Annotated in this window: 22 protein-coding genes; 12 read left to right on the top strand and 10 right to left on the bottom strand. The window is 51.0% G+C overall.

Translation table 11 applies throughout. The annotated features are described in order from the left end of the window. Positions 1-115: 115 nt before the first annotated feature. The 6 genes from B5D63_RS06290 to B5D63_RS06265 form a co-directional block, all read right to left on the bottom strand. Positions 116-2917, bottom strand: a complete 2802-nt coding sequence (locus tag B5D63_RS06290) for a TolB-like translocation protein (protein WP_078667869.1) — start codon at positions 2915-2917, stop codon at positions 116-118. A gap of 114 nt (positions 2918-3031) precedes the next feature. Further along, complete coding sequence (locus B5D63_RS06285; RefSeq protein WP_078667868.1) at positions 3032-4459, bottom strand: L-serine ammonia-lyase; 1428 nt, start codon at positions 4457-4459, stop codon at positions 3032-3034. Between the two features lie 136 nt (positions 4460-4595). Beyond that, the gene (locus B5D63_RS06280; RefSeq protein WP_078667867.1) at positions 4596-5072 is read right to left on the bottom strand and encodes an FKBP-type peptidyl-prolyl cis-trans isomerase; all 477 of its coding nucleotides are present in this window, start codon (positions 5070-5072) and stop codon (positions 4596-4598) included. Positions 5073-5108: 36 nt separating this feature from the next. Further along, positions 5109-5591 carry an FKBP-type peptidyl-prolyl cis-trans isomerase gene (locus B5D63_RS06275; protein WP_078667866.1) on the bottom strand — a complete coding sequence of 161 codons (483 nt, stop codon included), beginning with the start codon at positions 5589-5591 and terminating at the stop codon, positions 5109-5111. A gap of 125 nt (positions 5592-5716) precedes the next feature. Continuing rightward, entirely contained in the window at positions 5717-7354 is a 1638-nt protein-coding gene (groL, locus tag B5D63_RS06270) for a chaperonin GroEL (protein WP_078667865.1), read from the bottom strand. A gap of 56 nt (positions 7355-7410) precedes the next feature. Then, positions 7411-7692 (bottom strand): co-chaperone GroES, encoded by a 282-nt coding sequence (locus tag B5D63_RS06265; protein WP_078667864.1) that lies wholly within the window; start codon positions 7690-7692, stop codon positions 7411-7413. A gap of 336 nt (positions 7693-8028) precedes the next feature. Here B5D63_RS06265 and nusB point away from each other — a divergent pair, with 336 nt between their 5' ends. From nusB to B5D63_RS06240, 5 genes are all read left to right on the top strand, one after another. Continuing rightward, positions 8029-8958 carry a transcription antitermination factor NusB gene (gene nusB / locus B5D63_RS06260; RefSeq protein WP_078667863.1) on the top strand — a complete coding sequence of 310 codons (930 nt, stop codon included), beginning with the start codon at positions 8029-8031 and terminating at the stop codon, positions 8956-8958. Between the two features lie 37 nt (positions 8959-8995). Further along, complete coding sequence (locus B5D63_RS06255; protein WP_078667862.1) at positions 8996-9448, top strand: DUF1573 domain-containing protein; 453 nt, start codon at positions 8996-8998, stop codon at positions 9446-9448. Between the two features lie 36 nt (positions 9449-9484). Beyond that, a complete protein-coding gene (gene yajC, locus B5D63_RS06250; RefSeq protein ID WP_235021469.1) occupies positions 9485-9832 on the top strand; it encodes a preprotein translocase subunit YajC in 348 nt (115 codons plus the stop codon). Between the two features lie 90 nt (positions 9833-9922). After that, positions 9923-10519: a dephospho-CoA kinase gene (gene coaE, locus B5D63_RS06245; protein WP_078667861.1), complete on the top strand. Its 597-nt coding sequence runs from the start codon at positions 9923-9925 to the stop codon at positions 10517-10519. A 70-nt stretch (positions 10520-10589) separates the two neighbouring features. Continuing rightward, positions 10590-10889 carry a HesB/IscA family protein gene (locus B5D63_RS06240; RefSeq protein ID WP_078667860.1) on the top strand — a complete coding sequence of 100 codons (300 nt, stop codon included), beginning with the start codon at positions 10590-10592 and terminating at the stop codon, positions 10887-10889. Positions 10890-11015: 126 nt separating this feature from the next. Here the strand turns inward: B5D63_RS06240 and secDF are convergent, their stop codons facing one another. Then, complete coding sequence (secDF, locus tag B5D63_RS06235) at positions 11016-14189, bottom strand: protein translocase subunit SecDF (RefSeq protein ID WP_078667859.1); 3174 nt, start codon at positions 14187-14189, stop codon at positions 11016-11018. A 217-nt stretch (positions 14190-14406) separates the two neighbouring features. Between secDF and B5D63_RS06230 the strand changes: the two genes are divergently transcribed. The 4 genes from B5D63_RS06230 (at position 14407) to B5D63_RS06215 (ending at position 18411) form a co-directional block, all read left to right on the top strand. Next, complete coding sequence (locus B5D63_RS06230; RefSeq protein WP_078667858.1) at positions 14407-15618, top strand: serine hydrolase; 1212 nt, start codon at positions 14407-14409, stop codon at positions 15616-15618. 26 nt (positions 15619-15644) lie between these two features. After that, positions 15645-16373, top strand: a complete 729-nt coding sequence (locus B5D63_RS06225; RefSeq protein ID WP_078667857.1) for a DUF4397 domain-containing protein — start codon at positions 15645-15647, stop codon at positions 16371-16373. Between the two features lie 174 nt (positions 16374-16547). Then, complete coding sequence (locus B5D63_RS06220; protein ID WP_078667856.1) at positions 16548-17741, top strand: pyridoxal phosphate-dependent aminotransferase; 1194 nt, start codon at positions 16548-16550, stop codon at positions 17739-17741. 148 nt (positions 17742-17889) lie between these two features. Beyond that, the gene (locus B5D63_RS06215) at positions 17890-18411 is read left to right on the top strand and encodes a DUF7935 family protein (protein WP_078667855.1); all 522 of its coding nucleotides are present in this window, start codon (positions 17890-17892) and stop codon (positions 18409-18411) included. On the opposite strand, the gene B5D63_RS06210 is transcribed toward B5D63_RS06215, so the two are convergent. Next, positions 18412-19389: a M23 family metallopeptidase gene (locus B5D63_RS06210; protein WP_159455910.1), complete on the bottom strand. Its 978-nt coding sequence runs from the start codon at positions 19387-19389 to the stop codon at positions 18412-18414. It lies immediately after the preceding gene. A gap of 22 nt (positions 19390-19411) precedes the next feature. Between B5D63_RS06210 and B5D63_RS06205 the strand changes: the two genes are divergently transcribed. Both B5D63_RS06205 and B5D63_RS06200 read left to right on the top strand, forming a co-directional pair. Then, positions 19412-20962 (top strand): acyl-CoA mutase large subunit family protein, encoded by a 1551-nt coding sequence (locus B5D63_RS06205; protein ID WP_078667854.1) that lies wholly within the window; start codon positions 19412-19414, stop codon positions 20960-20962. 36 nt (positions 20963-20998) lie between these two features. Further along, entirely contained in the window at positions 20999-21892 is an 894-nt protein-coding gene (locus B5D63_RS06200; protein WP_078667853.1) for a class I SAM-dependent methyltransferase, read from the top strand. A 224-nt stretch (positions 21893-22116) separates the two neighbouring features. Here the strand turns inward: B5D63_RS06200 and B5D63_RS06195 are convergent, their stop codons facing one another. Next, the gene (locus tag B5D63_RS06195; protein WP_143312782.1) at positions 22117-24282 is read right to left on the bottom strand and encodes a S46 family peptidase; all 2166 of its coding nucleotides are present in this window, start codon (positions 24280-24282) and stop codon (positions 22117-22119) included. Positions 24283-24480: 198 nt separating this feature from the next. Here B5D63_RS06195 and B5D63_RS06190 point away from each other — a divergent pair, with 198 nt between their 5' ends. Continuing rightward, positions 24481-25230: a sensor histidine kinase gene (locus tag B5D63_RS06190; RefSeq protein ID WP_159455909.1), complete on the top strand. Its 750-nt coding sequence runs from the start codon at positions 24481-24483 to the stop codon at positions 25228-25230. On the opposite strand, the gene B5D63_RS06185 is transcribed toward B5D63_RS06190, so the two are convergent. After that, positions 25227-26039 carry a M57 family metalloprotease gene (locus B5D63_RS06185; protein WP_078667851.1) on the bottom strand — a complete coding sequence of 271 codons (813 nt, stop codon included), beginning with the start codon at positions 26037-26039 and terminating at the stop codon, positions 25227-25229. The two genes, B5D63_RS06190 and B5D63_RS06185, sit on opposite strands and share 4 nt — an antisense overlap. Positions 26040-26113: the final 74 nt, after the last annotated feature.

Here is a 26113-nt window from a genome sequence, read left to right as displayed (position 1 = left end):
AGATTTTTTGATTTACGGATTTTGGAATTTGGGGGATTATAACGCGATTGATTACTATAAATATAAAAAGACCGAAGTTTCAGCGTCGCTTTTATGAATCCCCCAAATTTCAAAATCAATAACTGAACAGCTGCTGTAGCGGCACAATAAAATCTACCCTGTTCTGCGCATTGTCTTTCGGGTCTTTGTCAAACAGGTGGCTGAACCGCACCCCACAGGTAAACGGCAGCGTATTGCCGATACGGGTATCCAGGAAGAGCTCTGCTCCGGCGGAAGTATAGCGGTTGTTCTTATTGTTCACAAAATCCCTTGCTACACTGTAATCGTAGAACAGGTTGCCCCGTACGCGGCTGAAATAGAGGATCTGCGCAAAGCCCCAGTCCGGATACGCCAGCGGCAGATGATAGTTGGCCCCCAGCTTATACACCCTGTCGTAGAAAGGCGTATTGTACCCTCTCGCATATACGAAGTTATCCGTGAAAGTATAGTTAAAATCCTGGTCACGCTGCTGGAAAGCCGCCTGCAACACGATGTTGTGGTTCCGGGAGAACCCGGGGAGATACTGGTCTATGCGGCCATAGAACTGCGTGGCAAACGGGTTGCCCAGCGAGTGGTTATAATACAACGCCACATACTGTCCAAAATGGCTGTAGATATTTTGTTTGGCTTTGATCCGCATATTATTGAAGAGCAACCGGCTGCTCAGGTACTGCAGGTTGTCGTTCCTGAATTTAAAGTTCCCCTGCGGATAGCGGTGCAGGATATTATAGTCGCTGCCGATTAGCAGGCTGCGGCTGAACAGTCCGGACGACAGGTTCAGCGGAACAGACAGTCCTGCGTGCCAGGTCAGCTCGTTCCAGTAAATACGGCCGAGGTTAGGCACTACGGTATTGCGGTTAAAAATATAGTCCACACCGGTGTTCAGGTAGGGAAACCATCCGCCGAAGGTGAAGCTGGCGCTCACATCGGAGTAACCTTCATTCCGGTTGTAGTTGTACCCGATGGAGGTGTTGGTGGTATTGAGGATATTCTCTCCCAGCAGCGAGATGCTGTAGTTGGGATCATTGAAGGATGGTACCCAGCTGTGGAAGTTGAACGGACGGGTAAAAAGCCTGTATTTCTTTACCGGCAGGGAGTCCTGTGGTACGATATCCAGTGTATTCGCGTTTTCTGTAGCAACCGGCTGCAGCCACTTACTGTGCTGCGATTGAGCCACGGATGTTTCTTTCCAGGCTGTTTTCAGCGGCGTGCGGTACAGGCGATAGCCGGCAGTGGTAAACTCGCTGAACAGGAGGCTGTCCTGTTGCGGCGACACAGCCATGTGCAGCGCGCTGTTCCCCCTGTCTGTGATTTCATATGTTTTCCTGTCGGACAACGTCAAGGCATATACGTTGTTGACATCGCGGGTGGAAGCGGTGAAGTATACCGTATCTCCCTGTACTGCGGGTATTCCCAGCACCACGTAGCTGAAGGGGGTGAGTGGCGTGGCTTCGCCGGTCAGCAGTGATTGTTGTACGAGGGCCATTTCACCGCGTTCATTACGGACGGCGCTGATTACCGCCTTATCGTCCGCGGTGAAGCGGGGGAAAGTATAGTACCAGTTGTCGGGGTTGGGCAATATTTTCTCTATGTCGCCGGTGGCGGTGCTGATGACCTGCAGGCTGTAGTGCATGTCCGGCGTAATGGATGCCGCCACTATCTGCTGGCCGTTGGCGCTGATGTCCGGGGAGAAGAACTTACCGCGGGGAGATACCGTTTTCGTACGACCGTTGGCGTTGTCATGCACTTTGATGACAGAGAAATTTTTCCAGCCCCAACGTGCGTCGAAGCGGGCGGCGGCCCATACGATGCGCTGGTTGCGGTAACTGAAGAAATCGTTGTAAACAATGCCTGGCCTTACCAGCAGTTCTTCATCGCCGTTGCTGTGCAGGCGGTAGATGCCTGGTACTTTATTATAGGCGTCTTTCAGCACGATCCATTCTCCGGGGCCGGCGGCATATACATATTTATAGTTGGTAACGGTGCGGCCGGAAGCGGTGACCGGCACTACCGGCGTAGTGTCCGGGCGGGCGGCGTATTGATTCCATTGTGGCTGGTATTCTGCCAGCATGGCGTTATAGAAGGCGGTGATATTTTTGCCGGTGCGTCTTTTCAGGCTTTGGGAGAAAGGGTAAAAAACGCCGCGGTAGCGGACCGCGTCGCTGGTAATGTGCTTCCAGAAATCGTCGCCGTAGTGGTTGCGGCCGTAGGTGGCCAGCAGGTAGCCCAGCGGGTAGTGGTCGGGGACGAAATCGCGGTAGGAACCGTTGCGGATTTTCATGTAGGCATAGTGCTTGTCTTCCAGCGACAGGGCGCGGAACCCGTCGAAGAATGCTGGCAGGCGGCCCCTCCCCTGCGGACTGAAAACCGTTTCGTTGATCACGGCGTCGCCTTCCCAAAACCAGTTGGGGACGGCGATATTGGTAGCCGCCGCCTGTCCCAGTTGCCCACCCAGCCAGGAAAACACTTTAGACACTCCCTGCCGGAAGTTCATGTTCTGCAATACGTGGCGGTATTCGTGGAGCGCGAGCTGCTCGGTCCAGTTGAGGGAGCCGAGGTCCTGCGATGTGGGAGACGGGGCGAGATAGAATTCGGAGCGGAAAGGGCCGAGTTGTACGTATCCGTTGGACTGCATGGTCTGGTTCTGCAGCACGATGTCTACTTTCCTTTCCAGCGGACCGATAGAGGAGCGGGTATTTTTATTCAGCCAGGTAACGATATTGGCTACACGTTCCCCTTGCGGGCTCATACCTTTGGGGAAGATAACGCGGACAGTATCGGTATTGATCTGTTGCCATTTCAGGGAAGGAGGGTTCCCCCCGAACTGTTGGGCGGCGGCGGAAGTTGACAATAACAGGAGCCAGAAGTAGTGACGCATAAAAAAATACGGATTACGAATTGCGGTACTGAGCGCAAAACGAAAATATGTTTCTTTCTTAATATAAACATATTTAAAATCCTGCTCCCTGTACCGCTGTTGCCGTATTTTATATTAGCATTCGCTGAGACTGATCGGGATATTGACAGCGAGGCCGCCGTCGGAGGTTTCCTTGTATTTGGAATTCATGTCCAGTGCGGTGTCCCACATGGTTTTCACCACGGCATCGAGGGACACCTTGGCCAGTTCCGGGTTGCTTTGCAGCGCCAGTTGGGAAGCTGTAATAGCTTTGATGGCGCCCATGGTATTTCTTTCAATGCAGGGAATCTGCACCAGTCCGCCGATAGGGTCGCAGGTAAGGCCGAGGTGGTGTTCCATGGCTATTTCAGCGGCCATCAGCACCTGCCGTTGGGATCCGCCGAGGCATTCTGTCAGCGCTGCGGCGGCCATGGCGGAAGAAACGCCTATTTCCGCCTGGCACCCGCCCATAGCGGCGGAGATGGTAGAACGTTTTTTGAAGATGCTGCCTATCTCGGAAGCGGTGAGCAGGAACTGCATGATCCTATCGTCGTGCAGGCCGTCGCAGAAGGCGATGTAATACTGCAGTACGGCGGGTATTACGCCGGCGGCGCCATTGGTGGGCGCTGTGACTACGCGGCCGAAAGAGGCATTTTCTTCATTTACGGCGAGGGCAAAGCAGCTCACCCAGTCGAGCGTATAAGTGAAGTGTGCGCCTCCGGCGCGGATAGCTTCTATCCAGGAGTTATAGTCGGTATAGGTGCGGCCTTTCAGCAGTTTTTTATTGAGTGCGGCGGCGCGGCGGGCCACTTTGAGGCCACCTGGCAGTTCACCGGTAGTATGGCAGCCGCGGTAGGTGCATTCCTGCATTACGCGCCAGATGTTGAGCACACCGGCGCGGGTTTCCGCTTCCGATCTCCAGGCCAGTTCGTTTTCCATCACCAGTTCGGAGATGCTGAAGCCGGTCTTGATGCAGAACTGCAGCAGTTGCCGGGCCGTATCGATGGGGAAAGGCAGGTCCACCGAGGAGCCGCCGCCGCCTATTTCACCTTCCTGTACTACGAAGCCGCCACCGATAGAATAATAGGTAGCCGCGCGTTTATCGCCGTCGGCGAAGGCGACGAGGAATACGAGGGCGTTGGGATGGAATGGCAGGGACTCCTCGAACAGGAATTCGATGTCTTCCACCGGGTCAAAATCTATTTCGTATTTGCCGGCCAGCATCATTTTGCGGGTGCGGCGCAGGTCATCTATTTTATCGTTGATTTTATTAACGTCGAAGGTAACGGGGTCATCGCCGCAGAGTCCCAGCAGCACGGCTATATCGGTACCATGGCCGTGACCGGTTTTGGCGAGAGAGCCATAAAGCAGTACCTGTAAGTTGGTGACGGAAGAGAGTTTACCGGTGGCTTCCAGTTCGCCGAGGAAGCGTTGGGCGGCCCTCCAGGGGCCTAAAGTATGGGAGCTGGACGGGCCAATGCCAATCTTAAAGATGTCGAAAACGGAGATACATTCGTGTGCCACTACATTATTGATTTACCTGTAAAAGTAGGGCATTTTACCTATTCAGGTGTTTACAGATTTTGTTATTTAACGATTTATGCGGGTAGCCGCTGTAACGGGAAATCAAAAGGGCTGACCTGTCAGGCCAGCCCGGGAATTATTTTTTAACAAGATCTTTCAGTGTGACATCGAACAGCAGCACCGAGTTGGCCGGTATGCCATTATTGGCGTAGGGGCCGTAGGCGTAGATGGAGGGCAGGAACAGCTTGATGCGTCCGCCTTTACCTATCTTGGGGATACCGATGGTCCAGCCGTCGATGACACGGTTCAGGTCGAAGCTGGCGTTGTCGTTGCTGTCGAAAGTTTTTCCGTCGAGGAAGGTGCCGGCATATTTCACGGTCACGTTGCTGGTCGGGGTGGGTTTGTTGCCCAGATCGCCACTGTCGATGATTTGCCAGAAGATACCCCGCGGATCGTGAGATGCTGTGATGTTATTGGTTTTCAGGTAATTGACAATCGTAACGCTGTCGGCATCGAATTGTTTGATGGCATCGTACTGCGGTGTATCGTCTTTTTTAGAGCAGGCTGCCAGTAAAGCGAGGCCTAATCCTCCCAGTAAAAAAACTTTCTTCATTCCGTTGATATTTGGATTTTATAATTATACAAAAAGCTACTTAATGTCCACCAGTTCTACCTCAGAGATAAGGATGGCGTTGGGAGGGATGATATCGGGCACGCCCATGCTACCGAAAGCGAGGTATGGCGGGATATACATCCGGATTTTACCTCCTTTGGAGATTTTGGTCAGCCCTATCTGCCAGGCGGGAATATGATTTTTCAGTTCCCGGTTGTTGAAGTTTGTCACATCGAAAGAGGCGTCTACGATGGTGCCGTCAATCAGTTGGTTGGAATAGTTGACATAAACAACGGATGCAGGTTTTACGAAGTGAACGCTGTCTCCGGGCGCATAAATGCGGTAGTACAGGCCGGAGGGGTCACGTATGGCGATTTCGTTGTGGGCAAAGAGATATTGTTGGATGCGTGTATCTGTTTCTGCGGCGTCCATTGTGACCATGTCTTCTGCTTTTTTGGAGCAGGAGAGCAGGATAAGTACCGGCAGGCAGGCCAGGGTTATTTTCAGCAATAACTTCATTCAGTTGCAAGTTGATTTAATTACCAGAGTTATCAGTGTAACGCACTACCGGCGGTAAAGTTACAAGATAAAAAAACTCCCGCAGAAAGGCCTGCGGGAGTTTCTTTTTATGGTAATAAGACTGATTAGTAGTCCATGCCCATACCGTGTCCGCCACCTGGCATAGCAGGAGCAGCGGATTTAGGTTCTGGTTTGTCAGCGATCACGCATTCGGTAGTCAGCAGCATACCAGCGATGGAAGCGGCGTTTTCGAGTGCGATACGGCTAACTTTAGTCGGGTCGATAACACCGGCAGCCAGCATTTTTTCATATACTTCAGTGCGGGCGTTGAAACCGAAGTCACCTTTACCTTCTTTCACTTTCTGTACTACGATGGAACCTTCGATACCAGCGTTAGCAGTGATTTGGCGCAGCGGTTCTTCGATAGCGCGTTTGATGATAGCGATACCTGTTTGTTCGTCGTTGTTGTCGCCTTTCAGTTTATCGAGAGATTCGATAGCGCGGATGTAAGCCACACCACCGCCCGGAACGATACCTTCTTCTACAGCAGCGCGGGTAGCGTGCAAGGCGTCGTCTACGCGGTCTTTTTTCTCTTTCATTTCCACTTCGGTAGCAGCACCTACGTACAGTACAGCAACACCGCCGCTCAGTTTAGCCAGGCGTTCCTGCAGTTTTTCGCGGTCGTAGTCGGAAGTAGTTACTTCGATCTGTGCTTTGATCTGACCGATGCGGCCCTGGATATCTTTTTTCTGGCCTTTGCCGCCAACAACGGTAGTGTTGTCTTTATCGATGGTTACGGATTCCGCTTTACCCAGGTAGGTGAGGTCGGCGTTTTCCAGTTTGTAGCCTTGTTCTTCGCTGATAACGATACCACCGGTGAGGGTAGCGATGTCCTGCAGCATGTCTTTTCTTCTGTCACCGAAGCCAGGAGCTTTTACAGCAGCTACTTTCAGGGTACCACGCAGTTTGTTTACCACGAGGGTAGCCAGTGCTTCACCTTCCAGATCTTCGGAGATGATTACCAGCGGAGCGCCCTGCTGTGCAACTTTTTCCAGGATGTGCAGGATGTCCTTCATGGTGCTGATCTTTTTGTCGTAGATCAGGATGTAAGGGTTCTGCAGTTCGGCCTGCATTTTTTCGCTGTTGGTGATGAAGTAAGGGGACAGGTAACCACGGTCGAACTGCATACCTTCTACTACTTCTACGGTAGTGTCGGTACCTTTCGCTTCTTCCACGGTGATTACGCCGTCTTTGGTTACTCTCTTCATGGCTTCCGCGATCAGTTTACCGATTTCGGAGTCGTTGTTAGCGGAGATAGAAGCAACCTGTTCGATTTTTTTGTTGTCGTTACCAACTTTTTCGGACTGTTTTTTCAGGTTTTCAACGATCGCTTTAACAGCTTTGTCGATACCACGTTTCAGGTCCATCGGGTTAGCGCCGGCAGCCACGTTTTTCAGGCCTTCGCCGATGATCGCCTGCGCCAGAACGGTAGCAGTGGTAGTACCGTCACCAGCCAGGTCAGCGGTTTTGGAAGCAACTTCCTTCACCATCTGTGCGCCCATATTTTCGATAGCGTCTTCCAGTTCAATTTCTTTCGCAACGGTAACACCGTCTTTAGTTACGCCGGGAGCGCCGAATTTCTTTTCGATCACTACGTTACGGCCTTTAGGACCCAGGGTTACTTTTACCGCATCGGCCAGGGTATCTACACCCTTTTTCATTCTGTTGCGAGCTTCTATATTGAAGAATAATTGTTTTGCCATAATGCTCTAAGGATATTTAAAAGATTAGTTTTTACAATAACACAAACCGGCCGTTATTAAACGATGGCCAGGATATCGGATTCTCTCATGATCAGGTAGTCTTCACCGTCGATAGGCAGTTCCTGACCGGAGTATTTACCATACAGTACGGTGTCACCTACTTTTACAGTCACCGGCTCGTCTTTTTTACCAGGACCGGCGGCTACCACGGTTCCTTTAACGGGTTTTTCCTTTGCAGTATCCGGGATGATGATACCACCAGCGGTTTTCTCTTCAGCGGCTGCAGGTTTTACGATGATCCTGTCAGCTAATGGTTTAATACTTAATTTCTTAGCCATAGTAGTTTTTATTTAAAGAAAGTAGTTTGAATTGTGAATGCACCCTGCCACGAGAATTATGCCAAGGCGCTTTTATAGTCAAAATTGCAGATTGCAAATGTAATACAGGCTTTAATTACTGACAAATCATGACAAGGAACAGGAAAAAATGACAGGAAAACATTTAGGAATTTAGATATTTACGGATTTTGTGATTTAATTCCGGCGTTGTTTTCCGGTCTTTTGTAGTTCCGCAGATGTCTATTCGCAAAATTTCCAAATCCCAAAATTCCAAAATATCTAAATTTCGGGATTTTTGTCTAGTTTTGCGCCCTTATACCAGTTCTTTTTTATACGATGATCAGTAGAAGAAATATCCGGGTGAAAGTAATGCAAACACTTTATGCCCTGGAAACGATGGAGCAAAGCAATATTAAGCCGGGCACGGCTACCAGGCTTCTGAATGAGAAGCTGGACCAGACCTGCCAGATCTTTACCTACTTACTTTATTCGGTGGTACAGGTGGCGCAATATGCGGAAACTGATGCCCAGACCCGTGCTTCCAAACACTTACCCTCTGCCGAGGACCTGCAGGTGAATACAAAAATCGCAGGAAATGAATTCATTTATCAGATAACAAACGACAAAGGCTTTCAGGTAAATCTGGAACAGTGGAAAATGCGCCAGCTGACAGATACTGACCTGATCAGAAAGCTTTATAATATACTGGTCGCCTCCGACGCCTACAAAGCTTATATTGCGGACGAAACCCGCACCAAAGCCGGTGAAAAAGAGATCCTGGAATATATTTATAAAGAGGTGCTGGCCAAAAGCGAGCTGTTTGTCCAGCATATGGAGGACAACTTCCTGCACTGGAGCGATGACGAGGAGATGATGGCCATTCTGCTGGGCAACTATTTCAACAAACCGCATCTGTTCAACTTCCTGCAACTGATCAGCAAAGAGAAACTGGACTATGCGCGGGAGCTGTTACTGACCGTTAACGACAAAAAAGAATACTGCCTGGAGCTGATCAAACCCAAGTTGCAGAACTGGGACCCGGAGCGTATTGCGGCGGTGGACATGCTGTTGATGGAAATGGGCGTGTGTGAGTTTCTCTATTTCCCTACCATCCCGACCAAAGTGACCATCAACGAATACATCGACCTGGCCAAGGCTTACAGCACGCCACAAAGCGGTCAGTTCATCAATGGTATCCTGGACAATATCCTGAAAGACCTTGAAAAAGAGTCGCTGGTGCAAAAACAGGACCGTCCGAAAAAGTAAGTGGAAAGCAGTATTTTTAGGCCAAAACAACACCATTATGAGAACACTGCTCTTTTTCCTTACCTGCGGCACCCTTTTGGTGGCTGCCTGTAACAATAACCAACCGGCTAACGATCAAACCGCTGCCGCCGGTCAGCCCGCCGCCTCCGGCAATACTGCTGAAGCCGGCAAAGCATCTGATCTTACTTTTGAAGAAAAGGTGCATAACTTTGGAGATATTGTCCAGGGTGAAAAGGTGGAATATTCCTTTAAGTTTACCAACAGCGGTAAAGCCCCCCTGGTTATCGAGGATGCTATCTCCAGCTGTGGCTGCACGGTGCCTGAATGGCCCAAACAGCCTATCAAACCGGGAGAATCCGGCTATATGAAGGTAATATTCGACAGTCATGGGAAATCCGGCTATACCGAAAAAGAAATATCCATCAGGACCAACAACGGCGGTGGTTATCAGGTAGGCCCTAAGATCCAGTGTAATATTGTTGCAAAATAAGCGCTGTATAGGCAAACTATTTAAATCAATTTATCGATGAACATCATGAACATTTTACTGATGGGGCCGTCACAAGGCGGCGCACAAGGCGGTAGCCCAATGGTTTCTATCCTGTTTTTTGGCGGTATGATCCTGATCATGTGGCTCTTTATGATCCGTCCGCAGACCAAGAAAGCCAAACAACAGAAACAATTCATTGACAACCTGAAAGAAGGTGATAAAATCGTGACCATTGCCGGCATCCACGGTAAAGTGAAAAAAATGAACGATGACAACACCCTGGTAGTGGAAGTTAGTCCTGGTACCAGCTTCACCATCGAGCGTTCTGCCATCAGCATGGAATACACTTCTGCCCAACAGCAGAAAACGGCCGCGACCAAGTAATTCACATACAATACTGTAAAAAATCCCGGCCATCCTGTCCGGGATTTTTTTTATCCTTAGCTTCGATACAGACCCAATTATCCGGATTTTATGTTAAAGGTAGGCATCACCGGCGGTATCGGTTCCGGTAAAAGCACCGTCAGCAAGATATTTGAACTTCTGGGCGTTCCTGTGTACTACGCAGACGAACGCGCCAAAGACATCCTGGTCAGGGACCCCGAACTGGCGGCAGCCGTCAGGCAGCATTTCGGACCGGATACCTACGACGCCCACGGCGCCCTGAACCGCAAATACCTCGGCAATATCGTTTTCAACGACAAGGAAAAGCTGGCGCTGCTCAACTCGCTGGTACATCCTGCCACTATTCGCGACTCCAACCTCTGGGCCAGTCAGCAGACCACTCCCTACGTGCTCAAAGAGGCCGCCCTGCTGTTTGAATCGGAATCGTTCCACTACCTCGATAAAATCATCGGCGTGTACGCGCCGCAGCCGCTGCGCATCCTGCGTGTGATGAAGCGGGACAACGTCACCCGGGAAGAGGTGCTGGCCCGTATGCATAAACAAATCGATGAAAGCATCAAAATGCGTTTGTGCGATTATGTTATCCGGAACGATGAACAGCAACTGGTGATCCCGCAGGTACTGGCCCTTCATCAGCGACTGCTGCAGCTGGCCGCCGCCACCTGAGGTTACTTTCCGTATACCACCTCCCCTACTCCTGCGGCTTTTCCCTACCTTTGGAAAAAAATAAAAGCCCATGGCTACCACATTTACCGCCCCCCTGCAACTCACTGACAACGCCGCCGCTGTAGTAAAACAACTGCTGCAGGGCGACGTGGAAGCTCCTTATCTGCGTATTGGCGTAAAAGGCGGAGGATGTTCGGGTATGGGCTACATGCTGGGGTTTGACGCCCTCCGGGAAGATGATGACCTGTTTGAGATTGCCGGTATACCCGTGATCATAAAAAAAGCGCATGGCATGTACCTGGTGGGGCTGGAAGTAGATTACCAGGACCAGGACGATGTCCGGGGATTTGTTTTCCGCAAGCCTGAATAAGGCCCGGCAGGGTTATACTTTGCGCTGGCGCATATGTCTGCCTGTCAAAATATTACTCCAATAAAAAAGCCTGCTATGTTACATAGCAGGCTTTTTTGTCAAACATATTTTTCAGCTATCACTTACTTATTTAGTGGCGGGAGTAGCTTTCTTTTCAGAAACGGCTACCGCATCGCTTTCGTTGGACAGTTGGTTTTTCTTGTCAAAGTCAACCAGTACCGGCGCCGCCACGAAGATGGAAGAGTAAGTACCGGTGATAACACCGATCAGCATAGCGAAGGCGAAACCGCGGGTTACTTCACCACCGAAGATGAACAGTACCAGGATGGTCAGGAATACCGTGAGGGACGTCATGATGGTACGGCTCAGGGTATCGTTGATCGCTTTGTTGATCACGGTGTTCCTGTCTCTGCCATGTGCGCCTGTTTTAAAGTATTCACGGATACGGTCGAACACGATCACGGTATCGTTCATGGAGAAACCGATCACGGTGAGGATCGCCGCGATGAAGTGCTGGTCGATTTCCAGGGTGAAAGGAACGATGTCCTTAAACCAGGAGAATACCGCCAGGGTGAGTAATACGTCGTGCAGCAGGGAGAAGATAGTACCGATAGAGTACTGCCATTTGCTGAAACGGATCAGGATATACACGAAGATCACGAGGAGGGACAATACGGTTGCTTTTACCGCGCCGGCGCGAAGGTCGTCGGAGATGGTAGGCGATACTGTCTGGGAGCCGATCACATAACGGGTGTTGAACACGTCCTGTGTAACGCTGGCATCGTAGTAAGGTTTCAGACCGCTGTACAATTTGGTGATCACTTCCTGATCAACCGCCAGGCTTTGCTGTTCAATTTTATAGGCAGTGGTGATGCTCAGCTGGTTGGTGTTACCGATGGTTTTTACAAACACCTCACTGTCGAATTCTTTCTTCAGCGCATTGGCCACTTCCTGTCTGTTCATGGTTTTCTCGAAGCGCACGGTGAAGTTACGGCCACCGGAGAAGTCGATACCGTGATCGAAGCCATGGAAGAAGGAGCTGATACCACCTATTGCTACGATAGCAGAGATGATGTAAGCATATTTACGTTTACCTACGAAGTCGAAAGCAGCGTGTTTGAAGACTTTGCGGGAGATCGGCGTAAAGTATTCGAAGTGTCTTTTCTTGTTGGTCCACCAGTCGGTGATCATACGGGATACGAGGATACCGCAGAACAGGGACAGGAGCAGACCGATGATCTGGGTGGTAGCGAAACCAAGCACCGGGCCCAGACCAAAGTAAAACAGGATAAAGGCTGTGAGCAGAGAGGTAACGTGACCGTCGAGCACAGGCGCATAAGAGCGTTTGTAGCCGAGGGATATCGCGTCGGGATAGGACTTGCCGTGTGTCAGCTCATCCTTGATCCTCTCAAAGATGATTACGTTGGTGTCCACTGCCATACCGATGGTCAGTACCAGACCGGCGATACCCGCCATGGTGAGGGTGGCGCCGAGGGAGGCCAGGATACCGAAGGTAAACAGCAGGTTGAGTACCAGTGCGATGTTAGCTACCCAGCCGGCGCTGTTATAGTATACCAGCATCAGTACGAAGATGATCACGAAGGAGATCATGAAGGATTTGGCACCGGCGGCGATAGATTCAGCGCCGAGGGTAGGCCCTACGATCTGTTCCTGTACGATACGTGCAGGTGCAGGCATTTTACCGGACTTCAGGATATTGGCGAGGTCATTGGCTTCTTCCATGGTGAAGCTACCGCTGATGGAAGAGCGGCCGCCGGCGATTTCGCCCTGGATGGAAGGAGCGGAGTAAACGATATTATCGAGTACGATGGCTACGAAGTTCAGGGTGGAAGGATCTTTCGGGTTGGCGGGCGCCAGTTCACCGGTCAGTTTTTTCCACTCGTGTGCGCCCACGTTGTCCATCGCCATGCTGATTTCCGGCTGGTTGTCGGGACCAACGTCCTGGCGGGCGTCAACGATCCTTTCGCCACCTACACGGGGTGCAGGGTTAGCGGGGTTTACTTTCAGCACGTACAGTGGCAGCGGGCCGTGTTTGTCGTCTTTATTTTCAGGACCGAAGGCGAATACCGCGTCTTTAGGCAGGATAGCCTGTACAGCCGGCATGCGCAGGAACTGACGGAAAGCGGCAGTGTCTTTAGGCAGGATACGGCCGATGGACGGGCTGGGGATCAGGGTGCCGGACTGCGGATCGATCATCGGGATCATGATCGCGAACAGCGGATTTTGTTTGCGCTGTTCAGCGAAGAGTTGTTCCTGAGAGGATTTAGTGCTGTCTTTTACGCTTTTTCCGGTATCTTTTTTAGCCAGGTAGTCGCTCAGTTTACCTTCTTTGCTGGTGTCAGCTTTGGTATCAGCAGCGGCAGCAGCAGCCTGTGTGCTGTCAGGTGTAGCAGCGGGTTTGGCAGTATTGCCGCCCTGTGCGTTCCTGATGGCTTCGTTCATTGGGTTCAGTACGTTCTGGAAGAACTCGGGGCTGTTTTTGTACACTTCCCGGAATTCCAGGTTGGCAGTAGCCTGCAGGTATTTGCGCACGCGTTCAGCGTTGTCAACACCGGCCAGTTCCACAGAGATCAGGCCTTTATTTTCATCGAGGCTGATATTAGGCTGTGCCACACCGAATTTATCGATACGTTTCTGCAGTACGATATAGGTGTTTTTGATGGCCGCGTGGGATTCCTTGCGGATCATGTCCAGCACCTGCTGGTTGGACGAGTTGAAGTTGATGTCTTTCTGGTACGCATTGGCGAAGATTGTCGCCAGACGGCCCTGAGGAGCCACTTCAGCGTACGTTTGTCCGAACAAGGTAACGAAATCAGTCTGATTGGTATTTTTGCGTTGTCCAGCCAGTTCCAGCGCTTTATTGAAAGCAGGGTCCTTGGATTGACCGGCGAGGGCGCGGATAACGTCTTCCACGCTTACTTCCAGCACTACGTTCATACCACCTACGAGGTCGAGGCCGAGGTTCAGTTCCTTTTCTTTGGCCTTGGTGTAGGTAACGTACCATGGAAACCCGGCAATCTGTTTATTGCTGGTGCTGTCCACGATCTCTTGTCTTCTTTGTTTGGTAAATCCTTTCAGCGTGTCAGAATAGAAGGCCTGCTGTTCTTTGCTGCCTGGGTATTTCTGTTCAGGTGTAGGGAATTGCTTGGCTACATCGGTTTCAGCCTGCCGCTCTATCTTCTTCTCATAGTTCCGCACCAAAAACGTGAAGGACAATTGATACAAAGAGATAAGGATCAGTGCGATGGCAAAAAATCTTACCAGTCCTTTTAGTTGCATGTTACTTGTTTCGGGTTTATAATAAAAAAATTTTAAGAGTTGCAAAGATAGAATTTAAATTGATATATTAAAGCCCTTGTTAAAAGAGGCGCAAAATCAATATGTGATTGACTTTACGGGCTTGGTGACACCCATTTTTTCTAAATCCGCGATCTTGGTTTTTTCCTGTTTTTAAGAATATTTCTTTGCTTTACACTCATGTAATACCGACAAATATATGCAAACCCACCATTATCCGGTAACAGATAATTTCCCTGAGGCGTTGCTGAAAAGTCGAAAAGCCGCTGTGGCCAAGGTATTCAGGGATGCTTCCGCTCACCGGCTGCAGCTCATTTACACCCGGATAGACCGGGATGCGCAGCAGCGGCCGCAATTTACTGATTTTCGCTTTGGCATAGGGCGGGGCTGGTACTGTTATCCGGCGTCCACCGTCAAGCTCCCCACCGCCCTGCTGGCGCTGGAGAAGCTGAACGACCTGCAGATTCCGGGGCTGGACCGGCACGCGGCCATGTTTACCCGGGCCTTGCCGGGCATCAACCCGGGCGTCCTGCATGATTATTCGGCAGCCGGCAAGCTACCAACCATCTCGCATTATATCAAAAAAATCTTTCTGGTCAGCGATAACGACGCTTACAACCGGCTGTATGAGTTCCTGGGCCAGGAGCCGCTCAACCGGCGCCTGTGGGAACTGGGATATACCCGCACCGAAATCCGTCACCGGGTAGGGCTACCGCTGCATATGGCGGCCAATATGCATACCAACAGCGTCTATTTCCGGGCCGGCCGGCAGCTGCTGTACGACCAGCCCGACCAGCGGAGCAACCTCGTGTTTGCCTCCCGCCAGGACCTGGCCGGTCAACAGCATATCGATCACCGGGGCCGGCTGGAAAACAGCCCGATGGACTTCTCCTACCGGAACAGGTTGCCGCTCAACGAGCTCCACCAGATGATGCAGCGGTTATTTTTTCCGGAAACTGTAACAAATCCATTCCGGCTCCGTTTAACGGAAGATGACTACAATTTTTTGTATCGTTGTATGTCCCAATACCCCGGAGAATCAACAGATCCGGTGTATAACACGGGGCAATACCATCCGGCATATGTGAAATTTCTGCTTTTCGGCGGCCGGAAAGCGGCCCGCATACCAGACCATATCAGGATTTTCAACAAGCCGGGATGGGCTTATGGCTTTTTAACGGATACGGCTTATGTGGCGGACTATGCCAATCAGGTGGAGTTTTTGCTCTCTGCCAGTCTGCTGGTAAATAAGGACGGTCCGCTCGGAGAAGACCAGGAAGCTTTCGAAACGACCGGAAAACCATTTCTGAAAGCGCTGGGAGAACTGATATACGAAGAGGAGTTACAACGAAAAAAAAGGTATCAACCAAACCTGGACCGTTTCAGGGTACATCAAACGCAAATTTTATAAACACCATACTAAAAAACTGTGAGCTAATGCTGATCAAAAAAAATCGTGTTTGGGCGGTAGCCGCCCTGTTGGGAGGAGTAATCGGATTTTCATCCTGTCTGAAACAGAGCGACCCGACCCCGCAAAGGATGAACTATACCGGTGCCATCATCAACGGCGCTTATCTGCCTTCCAGCCTGGACATCTTTAATAACGGCGCCAAAATGAACACCAGCGCCGCCTATAAGACCAGCGCCTCCTCTCCTTTCCTGGACCTGCCGGGCGTACACACTTTTTCTTTCCGGAACCTGAACGGCACCGGTCTGGACTCTGTGACCCAACAGTTTGACTCTCTCCGGTATTACACCATTATTACCTACAACGATAACACTAAAAAATTCGTGTCTCAGCTGATCAGGGAAGATTTCTCCTCACTGTCTACCAGCAAGGTGAACTTCCGCTTCCTGAACCTGAGCCCCAACGCCGGCCCGGTGGACCTGTACATCAACAGCAAAAGAGTGCTGGAGAACCAGCCTTTTTCCATCAGCCGTCCCTGGAATTCTGTAGACCCGTATAACAGCACCGTGGAATACTACGTAACGCTGCCCGGCTCCACCACTCCGCTGGTGAAAGGTACTTCCCGTCAGACTGCCGGTGCCACACAGGTACCCTTCCAGCCAGGATACGCTTACACCATTTACCTGAGCGGCGCCAAAGACAGCACCGGTGACAACAAACTGCAGTTGTACTACCTGTCTCATACTTCCAGCTACTAAGATTTTGGAATGCATTGATTTACGGATTTTTTGATCTCTACAGATGAAACGATAAAAGGACCGAAGCGACGTCAATTCGCTTCGGTCTTCTTTTTTGTAAGATCAAAAAATGACAAAATCCGTAAATCCCTGAATTTTTATGTAGGTTTGTTCCGGTCAATCCAATGTTTAGATATGAATCAACTAGCAGAAAGGCTGTCACGGATTTCCGAGCCGCAAACCATTAAAATGGCCAAACTGGGCCGCGAGCTGAAAGCACAGGGAATAGACGTCGTAGACCTGAGTATTGGAGAACCGGACTTTGATACCCCGGAACATATCCGGGAAGCTGCCAAAAAGGCGATCGACGACGGCTTTACCCACTACACACCGGTAGCCGGTTACGCCGAAGTAAGACAGGCAGTTGTGCACAAACTGAAGCGCGATAACGGTCTTGACTATACGCCGGAACAGATCGTAGTGACCACCGGCGCCAAACAAAGCCTTGCCAACGTAGTGCTGAGCATCGTCAACCCCGGTGATGAAGTGATTATCCCCACGCCTTACTGGGTGACTTATTCCGAACAGGTAGCGCTGTGCCAGGGCACCGTGGTATTTGTACCCAGCACCATTGAGAACAACTACAAAATCACGCCTGAACAACTGGAAGCGGCCATCACGCCGAAAACAAAACTATTCATGTTTTCTTCCCCCTGCAATCCCACCGGGTCTGTTTATTCAAAAGAAGAACTGGAAGGGCTGGCAGCGGTATTTGCCAAACACCCGCAGATCTATATCATCTCCGATGAGATCTATGAATATATTAATTACGTAGGGAAACATGAGAGCATCGCCCAGTTCCCCGGCATGAAAGAGCGTACCATTGTTATCAACGGCCTCAGTAAAGGTTTTGCGATGACCGGCTGGCGGCTCGGCTACCTGGCGGCTCCCCTCGAGATCGCCAAAGCATGTGATAAGATCCAAAGCCAGTTCACCTCCGCTACCTGCTCCATCACCCAGCGTGCGGCCATCACAGCGCTGACCGGCGATCTGACCACTGCCGAAGCGATGGTGACAGCATTCAAAAAACGCCGCGCCTATATCCACGAAGCGCTGCAAACTATTCCCGGCCTGAAAGTAAATGATCCTGAAGGCGCCTTTTACATGTTCCCGGACATCAGTGCTTTTTTTAACAAGTCATTCGAAGACACCCATATCAAAAATGCGGACGATCTGTGTATGTACCTGCTGCACAAAGCAAATGTGTCTGTCGTTACCGGCGTCGCTTTCCAGCAGCCTGACTGCATCCGGCTGTCTTACGCCACCAGCATGGCCAACCTGGAGAAAGGCGTGGCAAGGCTGAAAGAATGGCTGGGCAAACTGAAATAATTACGAATCACGATTTAAAGGCTTTCTTACAGGGCGGATATCACCCGTTCCTTAAGAAAGCCTTTAATTTGTAATTAATATATGACGCCGGTCATTGACAATTAGTGATTATTTTATATATATTTGCGATTCAAAACGTTCCGATAAGATGAATTCCCAACAGCTGTTGTATGTGGCACTGGCAATTGGCGTTATCGCCATACTGTATATGACTGTCCGTGACATGTTTCTCAAGAAGAAACCCGCGGCGCCTGCACCGGAAGCGCCGCATGCAGCCAACCCTGCTGTGCTGCCTCTGCAGTTGCAGGCCTATGAAAGACTGGCGCTGTATGTAGACCGTATCACACCGCAAAGCCTTATCGGCCGTATATATCAAACGGGCATGAGCGCCGTGGACATGCAGATCTCCATGGTACAGAGCATCAAAGCGGAATATGAGCACAATATCACCCAACAGATTTATGTATCAGCCACCACCTGGGAGGCGGTTAAAACGCTGAAAGAGCAAACGATCTCTGTCATCAACCAGATAGCGATGCAGCTGCCACCGGATGCACCGGCGCTGGAGCTCAACCGTCAGTTGCTGGAAGTGTTTCTGCAGGCAGGCGAATCTCCTGCAGAGCTGACTGCCCAGATCATCAATGCAGAAGCCAAAAGGCTGATGCGATAGTTATTTCGAGCTGATCACTTCGTTCAGCAGATATCCTTTTCCATCAAACAACATGTAGAGCGGCGGCGCCTTATACCAGGGTACGCCGGCCTTACGGGCATGTGCCTGTATATGCAGATGTGGTTCTGTGCTGAAGCCGGAATTGCCTACGCATCCCAGCGCCTGGCCCTGTCTCACGAACTGCCCTTCGTGCACCACCACGCTGTTCATTTTCAGGTGGCCTGCAAAGAAGTAACAGTCCGCCCCTTCCAGTAATACCTGGTTGGTGTTTTTCGGGCCCCTGTCCATATTGGGCGGGATATTATCAGGGTTATCGCCATATGCCCTGCGTACCATGCCGTCGCAGGGTGCATATACCGTATCGTTGTAAATCCAGTAGTCGTCCAGCTTGCGGGAGAAAACGCTGGCAGCGCGGCAGCCGCGGCTGTCCAGCTTCACGATGTCCATTGCATAGATGGCGCCGCGCAGGCTGAAGTGGAACACGTTTGTAGGCAGTCCTTTCCCCCCCTGTAATACAAAGTAACGGCCCGACTTCAGCGGGAAAGCCAGTTTAACCGTCCGCGGCGAGCCGGTGGTACCGGTGAAGTAAAGCAGTGTGCCCAGCAGGAACAGCCCTGTCAGCGCGAGGTTGGCACGCCGTTTCCAGGCCGGTGGTGCAGCTTTGGAGCGTTTACGTCCGAAGGGCAGCCACATCAAACATAATATCATCAGCACCCCAAAAACATATTTGGCATAAACAGACAGGTATACCCAGGTGCCGTACAGGTAAAGAAACGTACCCAGCGACAGCCCCAGCAGCAAGATACTATATGCGCCGGCCAGCGGGCGCATACCGGCCCGGAATATAAGATAGAGGCTATAGAGCGCCAATGCGAGGGTAATACATAATAACGACCAGATGATCATAACAAAGCCAGACTTTCCTGCAAATATCAATATTTTTCCCGGCGGCGAAGTACCATAATAATTATGTAACATTGCAACGCTAGTTACAACTATCATGGAAAAGATCATTCAAACCGACTCCGGTATTACCATCGATCCGCTGTACACCCAGCCGATACCGATGAACGAACAGCCAGGCGTTTACCCGTTCACACGCGGCATCCATGCCTCCATGTACCGCGACAAACTGTGGACCATGCGGCAGTATGCCGGTTTCAGCACAGCGGAAGAATCCAACAAAAGATACCACTACCTGCTGAGCCAGGGTGTGATGGGCCTCAGCGTGGCATTCGACCTTCCTACCCAGATCGGATACGACTCTGACCACGCCATGTCTGAAGGAGAAGTCGGTAAAGTAGGCGTAGCTATTGACTCTCTCGATGATATGGAGATCCTCTTCAAAGGCATATCACTGGAACAGATCTCCACCTCCATGACCATCAACGCCACCGGCTTTATCCTGCTGGCGCTGTACATTGCCCTGGCCAAAAAGCAGGGCGCCGATCTGAAAAAGATTTCCGGTACTATTCAGAACGATATCCTGAAAGAATATGCCGCCCGCGGCACCTTCATCTATCCGCCCAAGCCTTCCATGCGCCTTATCACCGATATATTCGACTACTGCAGCCGGGAAGTGCCTAAATGGAACACCATCTCCATTTCCGGCTACCATATCCGGGAAGCCGGCGCCAATGCGGTACAGGAACTCGCGTTTACCCTTTCTAACGGCAAAGCCTATCTGAAGGCGGCACTGGAAAAAGGACTTGATATCAACGTATTTGCCAAAAGGCTCTCTTTCTTTTTTAATGCACACAACCACCTCTTCGAAGAAGTGGCCAAATTCCGCGCTGCGCGCCGGATGTGGGCCCACATCACCAAAGAGCTGGGCGCTACTGATCCCAAAGCGCAGATGCTGCGTTTCCATACGCAAACCGGCGGCAGCACGCTGACTGCACAGCAGCCGCATAACAACATTGTGCGGGTAGCCGTGCAAACACTGGCCGCCACCATGGGCGGCACCCAGTCGCTTCACACCAACGGCTACGACGAAGCCCTCTCCCTCCCTACCGAAGAAGCCGCGCGTATCGCCTTGCGCACGCAACAGATCATCGGTTACGAAAGCGGCGTGGCAGATACCGTAGACCCGCTGGCAGGCTCCTACTATGTGGAAGCGCTGACCAACGAAGTAGAAAGCAAAGCCTGGGACCTCATCCATAAAATAGATGCGATGGGCGGCGCTGTCAGCGCCATCGAACAGGGTTTCGTACAGGATGAAATCGCGCGAAGCGCCTATCAATATCAACAACAGGTGGAAAACAATGAGAAGGTCATTGTAGGGGTGAATAAATTCGTGGCTGCCGACAACCAGCCGCCCGAAGTATTCCGCATCGATGACAGCATCCGGCAGATGCAGTCCGACCGCCTGCAGGCCCTTCGTGCCCGCCGGGACAACGAAGCGGCCTCCCAATGCCTGCAACGCATCCGGGAAGCGGCGCAAACGACGGAAAACCTGATGCCGCTGGTGGTGAACGCCGTAGAAAACTATTGTACCTTAGGTGAGATTGCGGATGCACTCCGCCAGGTATGGGGAGAATATAAAGCGTAATTAACAATAGATATTTATTTTTGGGGTCTAAAAAACTTGAACTTGATTTATTACAATGGCTGTCCGCTTTGTGGCTCCTCACAAACCCATGAAGCTCTTACCGCTAAAGATTATACTGTATCCAAAGAAACATTTTCCATTTTCCATTGCGGAGGTTGTGGCGGCCGTTTTACACAAAACGTGCCCGACAGCCATCACATAGGCCGATATTATCAGTCACAGGAGTATATTTCCCACTCCGAAACCAAACAGGGGCTGATCAACCGTTTGTATCACAGCGTCCGCAAGATCACGCTGCGTTCCAAACAAAACTGGGTGCGTTCTGCTGCCGGTATGAAACAGGGTAACCTGCTGGACATCGGTTGCGGCACCGGCGCTTTCCTGCATTACATGCAAACAGGCGGATGGACCGTTACCGGTCTGGAACCCGATGAAAACGCCCGTCACAATGCCAAAACGCTCTACAACATAGACCCGCTGCCCATAGACCAGCTCTTTCAATTGCCCGCCGGGCAATATGACGCCATCACCATGTGGCATGTGCTGGAACATGTGCACGAGCTGCATGCCTACCTGGACCGCATCCGTGAGCTGCTGAAACCCGGTGGCGCCCTGCTGATAGCGGTGCCCAACTACACCTCTTCCGATGCAGATCATTACGGGGAATACTGGGCCGCCTATGACGTGCCCCGCCACCTTTACCACTTCTCTCCTGCTTCTATGGAGCGGTTGCTGCGCCAGCATAACATCAAACTGATAAAAAAACATCCGATGGTATTCGACGGCTTCTACGTGAGCCTGTTGAGCGAGAAGTACCAAACCGGCAAAAGCCGGCTGTTTGCGGGTTTCTTCCATGGTTTCCGGTCTTACCGGAAAGGGCTGAAAAACGTAGACCAGTGCAGTTCTATTGTGTATGAGTGTAAGTTGTAATCACGCAAAGCCGTCACGCAAAGCCGTCACGCAAAGCCGTCACGCAAAGGCGCAAAGCAGCAAAGAGCGCAAAGAGAATAAATAAGAAACAAAGAAAGCAAAGGAGCGAAGATCAAATCGAATTGGTCTTCGCTCCTTTGCTTTCTTACTAACCTTATAAAATCTTTGCGCTCTTTGCTGCTTTGCGCCTTTGCGTGACGGCTTTGCGTGACGCCTTTGCGTGACTACTTCACCAGTTTCATTTCATCTATCAGGCGGGTGCAACCGGCGTATTTGTCAACAATAAACAGGACGTAGCGGATATCCACCATGATATTGCGGCAGATAGACGGGTCGTAATTAATGTCGCTCATGGTGCCTTCCCAGGTGCGGTCGAAATTAAGACCAATCAGATGACCGTTGGCGTCCAGGGCAGGGCTGCCGGAGTTGCCGCCGGTGGTATGGTTGCTGGCAATAAAACATACCGGCATTTTTCCGTTTACACCGTAGCGGCCATAGTCTTTGTTTTTATACAGTTCAATCAGTTTGGCAGGCACATCGAACTCATAATCGCCGGGCACGTATTTTTCCATGACACCGTCGAGGTAAGTGTAGAAATCATAATGGATGGCATCGCGGGGGCTGTAGCCGTCCGCTTTACCGTAGGTAACACGCAGCGTGCTGTTAGCATCCGGGTAGAAACGTTTTTTCCCTGCCATCACATCCATCTGCGCCTGCATGTAGGTACGCTGCAGGCTATTGATGCTGCTCTGCAGGTCGTTCACCGGTTTGCTGACATTGTCCACAAAACCTTTGCGCATCGCCATGATAAGGCGGGTGCCCGGGTCTTTCCACATCTGGGCCACTACTGCGTTGTACGGCTGCTGTACAAAGGCTTTAAGCTTCTCAAGGGAAGTGAGGGCAGACAAACCATAGATTTTATCGGCCAGCATGCGGCTCTCATTGTTGTTTTCCGCGCAGATTTGCGCGTATTCCGCGCCGGCATACTGTTTCGGTACGCCTTTCGCGTATATCTCCAGCAGTTTCACGCTCACATCGTGGTCTACCTGTGCGTTGTAGTTTTTGTAGAAAGGCTGCATGGATTCCAGGAACTGCTGGCGCAGTGTTTCGTACTGCCCTTCTCCTTTGTCACGCACATTTCCGAGGAAACTGATCAGGCGGTCGCCTGCCGTAAACAGTTCTACGTTCCTCACCAGCTCACTGTAGTAGTCACGGGCCTGGGCGTAAGGACGGATGCGGCGGTACATTTCATTGAGGGAGTCCAGTACGCCGCTGTATTTCACTTTCAATTCGGGGCTGGTGTTCAGCAGTTCGCGGTAGTTGGCTTCATACTGCTCTTTTTTCCCGATACCGCGCGTTTGTTTAACGCCCAGCATTTCGCCTTTCCATTTCTTCCAGGCATTAGCGGTGCTGGCGTATTTAGCGGCATATTGTATTTTGATCTGCTCATCTTTGCGCATGTAGCCGTCGATCACTTCGAGGGCGGCGTCGCGCATGCCCACTTTGGCAGGGTCCAGCGCGTCTACCGTCAGCTTAACGGCTTCAGAGGGCAGGTATTCGGTGGTACGGCCGGGAAACCCGAGTACCATGGTAAAATCGTTTGGTTTTACGCCTTTCAGGGAAACGGGCAGGAAGTATTTGGGAGAAAGGGGCACGTTATCCTGCGAATAAGGCGCAGGGCGACCGTCTTTGCCCGCGTAGATGCGGAACATGGAGAAGTCGCCGGTATGGCGGGGCCATACCCAGTTGTCCGTATCGGAGCCGAATTTACCGATGGAAGACGGTGGTGCGCCTACGAGGCGTACGTCGCTGAAGGTTTCTGTGACAAACAGGAAGTATTGATTGCCTTCATAAAAAGGTTTGACCATGGTTTCCTGCCAGGATTCCTTACGGGCGTTCTGGCGGATTTCATGCAGGCGTTTGTCAATAGCTGACTGGCGCTCGCGCTCGTTCATACCGGGTTTTACGTCCTGTAAGGCGGCTTGGGTCACGTCGTCGATGCGAACAATGAAGGTGACAAACAGGCCGGGGTTGCGCAGTTCTTCCGCTGCTGTTTTGGCCCAGAAACCGTTTTGCAGAAAATTGTTCTGCAGGGAAGAATGTTTCTGGATGGACTCATAACCGCAGTGGTGGTTAGTCAGGATAAGCCCCTGCGAAGAGATCACCTCTGCCGTACAAAAGCCGCCGAAGCTGACGATAGCGTCTTTAAGGCTGCCTTTGTTGATATTGTAGATATCCGACGCACTGATTTTCATCCCCATTCCTTTCATCTCTTTCTCATTGAGGCCGGAAAGCAATTGAGGTAACCACATCCCTTCCGTGGCATAAGTCAGCTGAGAGAGCAGCAGGAGCGCTGCCAGCATCAGCGGCTTCACGATTCGTTGCAACATATCTGATAATCTTTTTATAGAACCGGCAATTTACTACAATTCGGGGAGGCATGGAAGGATAAACCTGTGTTTCTGCGGATTCATCGACATAAAGACCGTATTGACAGAGATGTGTTGCGATAAACAGTGGAATTGGCGCATATTGGAGGCAATTCCGAATATCTGTTGAGCATGTTCCGGTCAAAGTTAATGGTCTTAATGCTGCATATCACCGGTTGGGCGATATGTATGAGCCTTCCGTTGCTTTTCATTCGGGGGCAGTACTGGTACAATCATGTGCTGGCGGTGGTTTTGTCGGTGGTCGTCAGTGTGGCGATTGAAGTCACCGGCCACCGGTGGCGCTTATCGGAGCAGGCTTTGCACAGTAAAGCGCTGAAAACGGCGGCAGAGTTGTCTTTTTTGAAAGCGCAGCTGCAGCCGCATTTTCTTTTCAATACGCTGAACAATATCTATTCGCTGGCAATATCGCAGCATGAACATACGGCTGCCAGCATTCTGAAATTGTCCAACATGATGCGGTATGCCACCACGGATACCGGGCATGATTTTGTGTTATTACAGCGGGAGATAGAATGTATACACGATTATATCGACCTCCAGCAGTTGCGGCTCACCTCCCGCACCAGGGTAAGGTTTTCTATTTCCGGCAATCCGGGCATCAAATGTATTGCGCCGATGCTGTTATTGCCGTTCCTGGAAAATGCTTTCCAGCATGGCGTCAGCACGCAGGAACCCTCCGAAATAGTGGTGCATTTACAGGCAACAGACAGCTGCATCCGCTTTTATTGCAGCAACCGGCATTTTCCGGTAACAATGGATGAAAGCGCGGCCACTGCGGATATGCTTCATGCGCAGCGGCGGTTACAACAGCTGTATCCGCACCGGCACCGGCTACAGATACGGGAAGACAACGGCGTGCATGTGGTGAAGCTCTCCCTCAACATTTAGCGCCCGTAAAGATTTTTTAATGCGATGATATCATTGGAATTAAACGGACGATTGCCACCGTTGGAGCAGGCCAGCATCCAGGAATCAGGGTCTGGTCCCATAGGCGTGCCAGGGATCCATATGGGCGTAATATTTTCACGGACCGGGGAGCCGCCACAGCTAAAAGAACGGTCCATATAATCTGTGTGATGCATCCCGATGCAGTGCCCCATTTCATGCAGGATGATAGACCCCACATGTAATACATTAGGGTTGAATCCGAAAGCGGCAGCGTTGGTGTTCAGCTTAATAGACGAATACGGGTTGCCGCCAGTGGGGAAACCGGCAGAAGCAAAGGAAACCTGACCATTGACAGGCGCCTGGTTATAGCCATCAATGGTGATGTTAGCGGTACCGCTGGCAATACGCATAAAACTGATACGCAGCCCCAAACTGTTATAACGCCTGAGCGCAGTGTCAAGTCCGGCTATAAAGGCGGGGCTAAGTCCCACTATTTTTACCGTAATGACGCGGGGCAAGCCGGTCACCAGGTTGCTTGACCGATATTGCTCCACCTTACCCACACGCAGGGCAGTAGTATTCACCTTTTCCTTCAGTTGACCGGCGGTCAGCAGGATATCTCCTTCCACGAGATACCCGTCTGCCACTTTCTGAACATTGTCGGTACTGAGGCCATAGGCTTCTATCTGCGCCATGATTTCACGGGGAATGGGATTCAAAGGCGTTTCCTGTTGGTCTTTTTTGCTACAGGAAAAAATCATTGTGCCTACAGCCAGAGAGGCTATTACGGCGAGCATTTGTTTTTTCATTATTGCAGATTTTGGTTAAAAGAAAAAGATATTTCCTTTCCCGGCAGCAGGGGTACCGCCGGTGAGGTAAACGA

This window comes from Chitinophaga eiseniae, from assembly GCF_900167135.1.
Lineage (GTDB): Bacteria > Bacteroidota > Bacteroidia > Chitinophagales > Chitinophagaceae > Chitinophaga > Chitinophaga eiseniae.
This window is presented reverse-complemented; position numbering and strand designations above follow the sequence as displayed.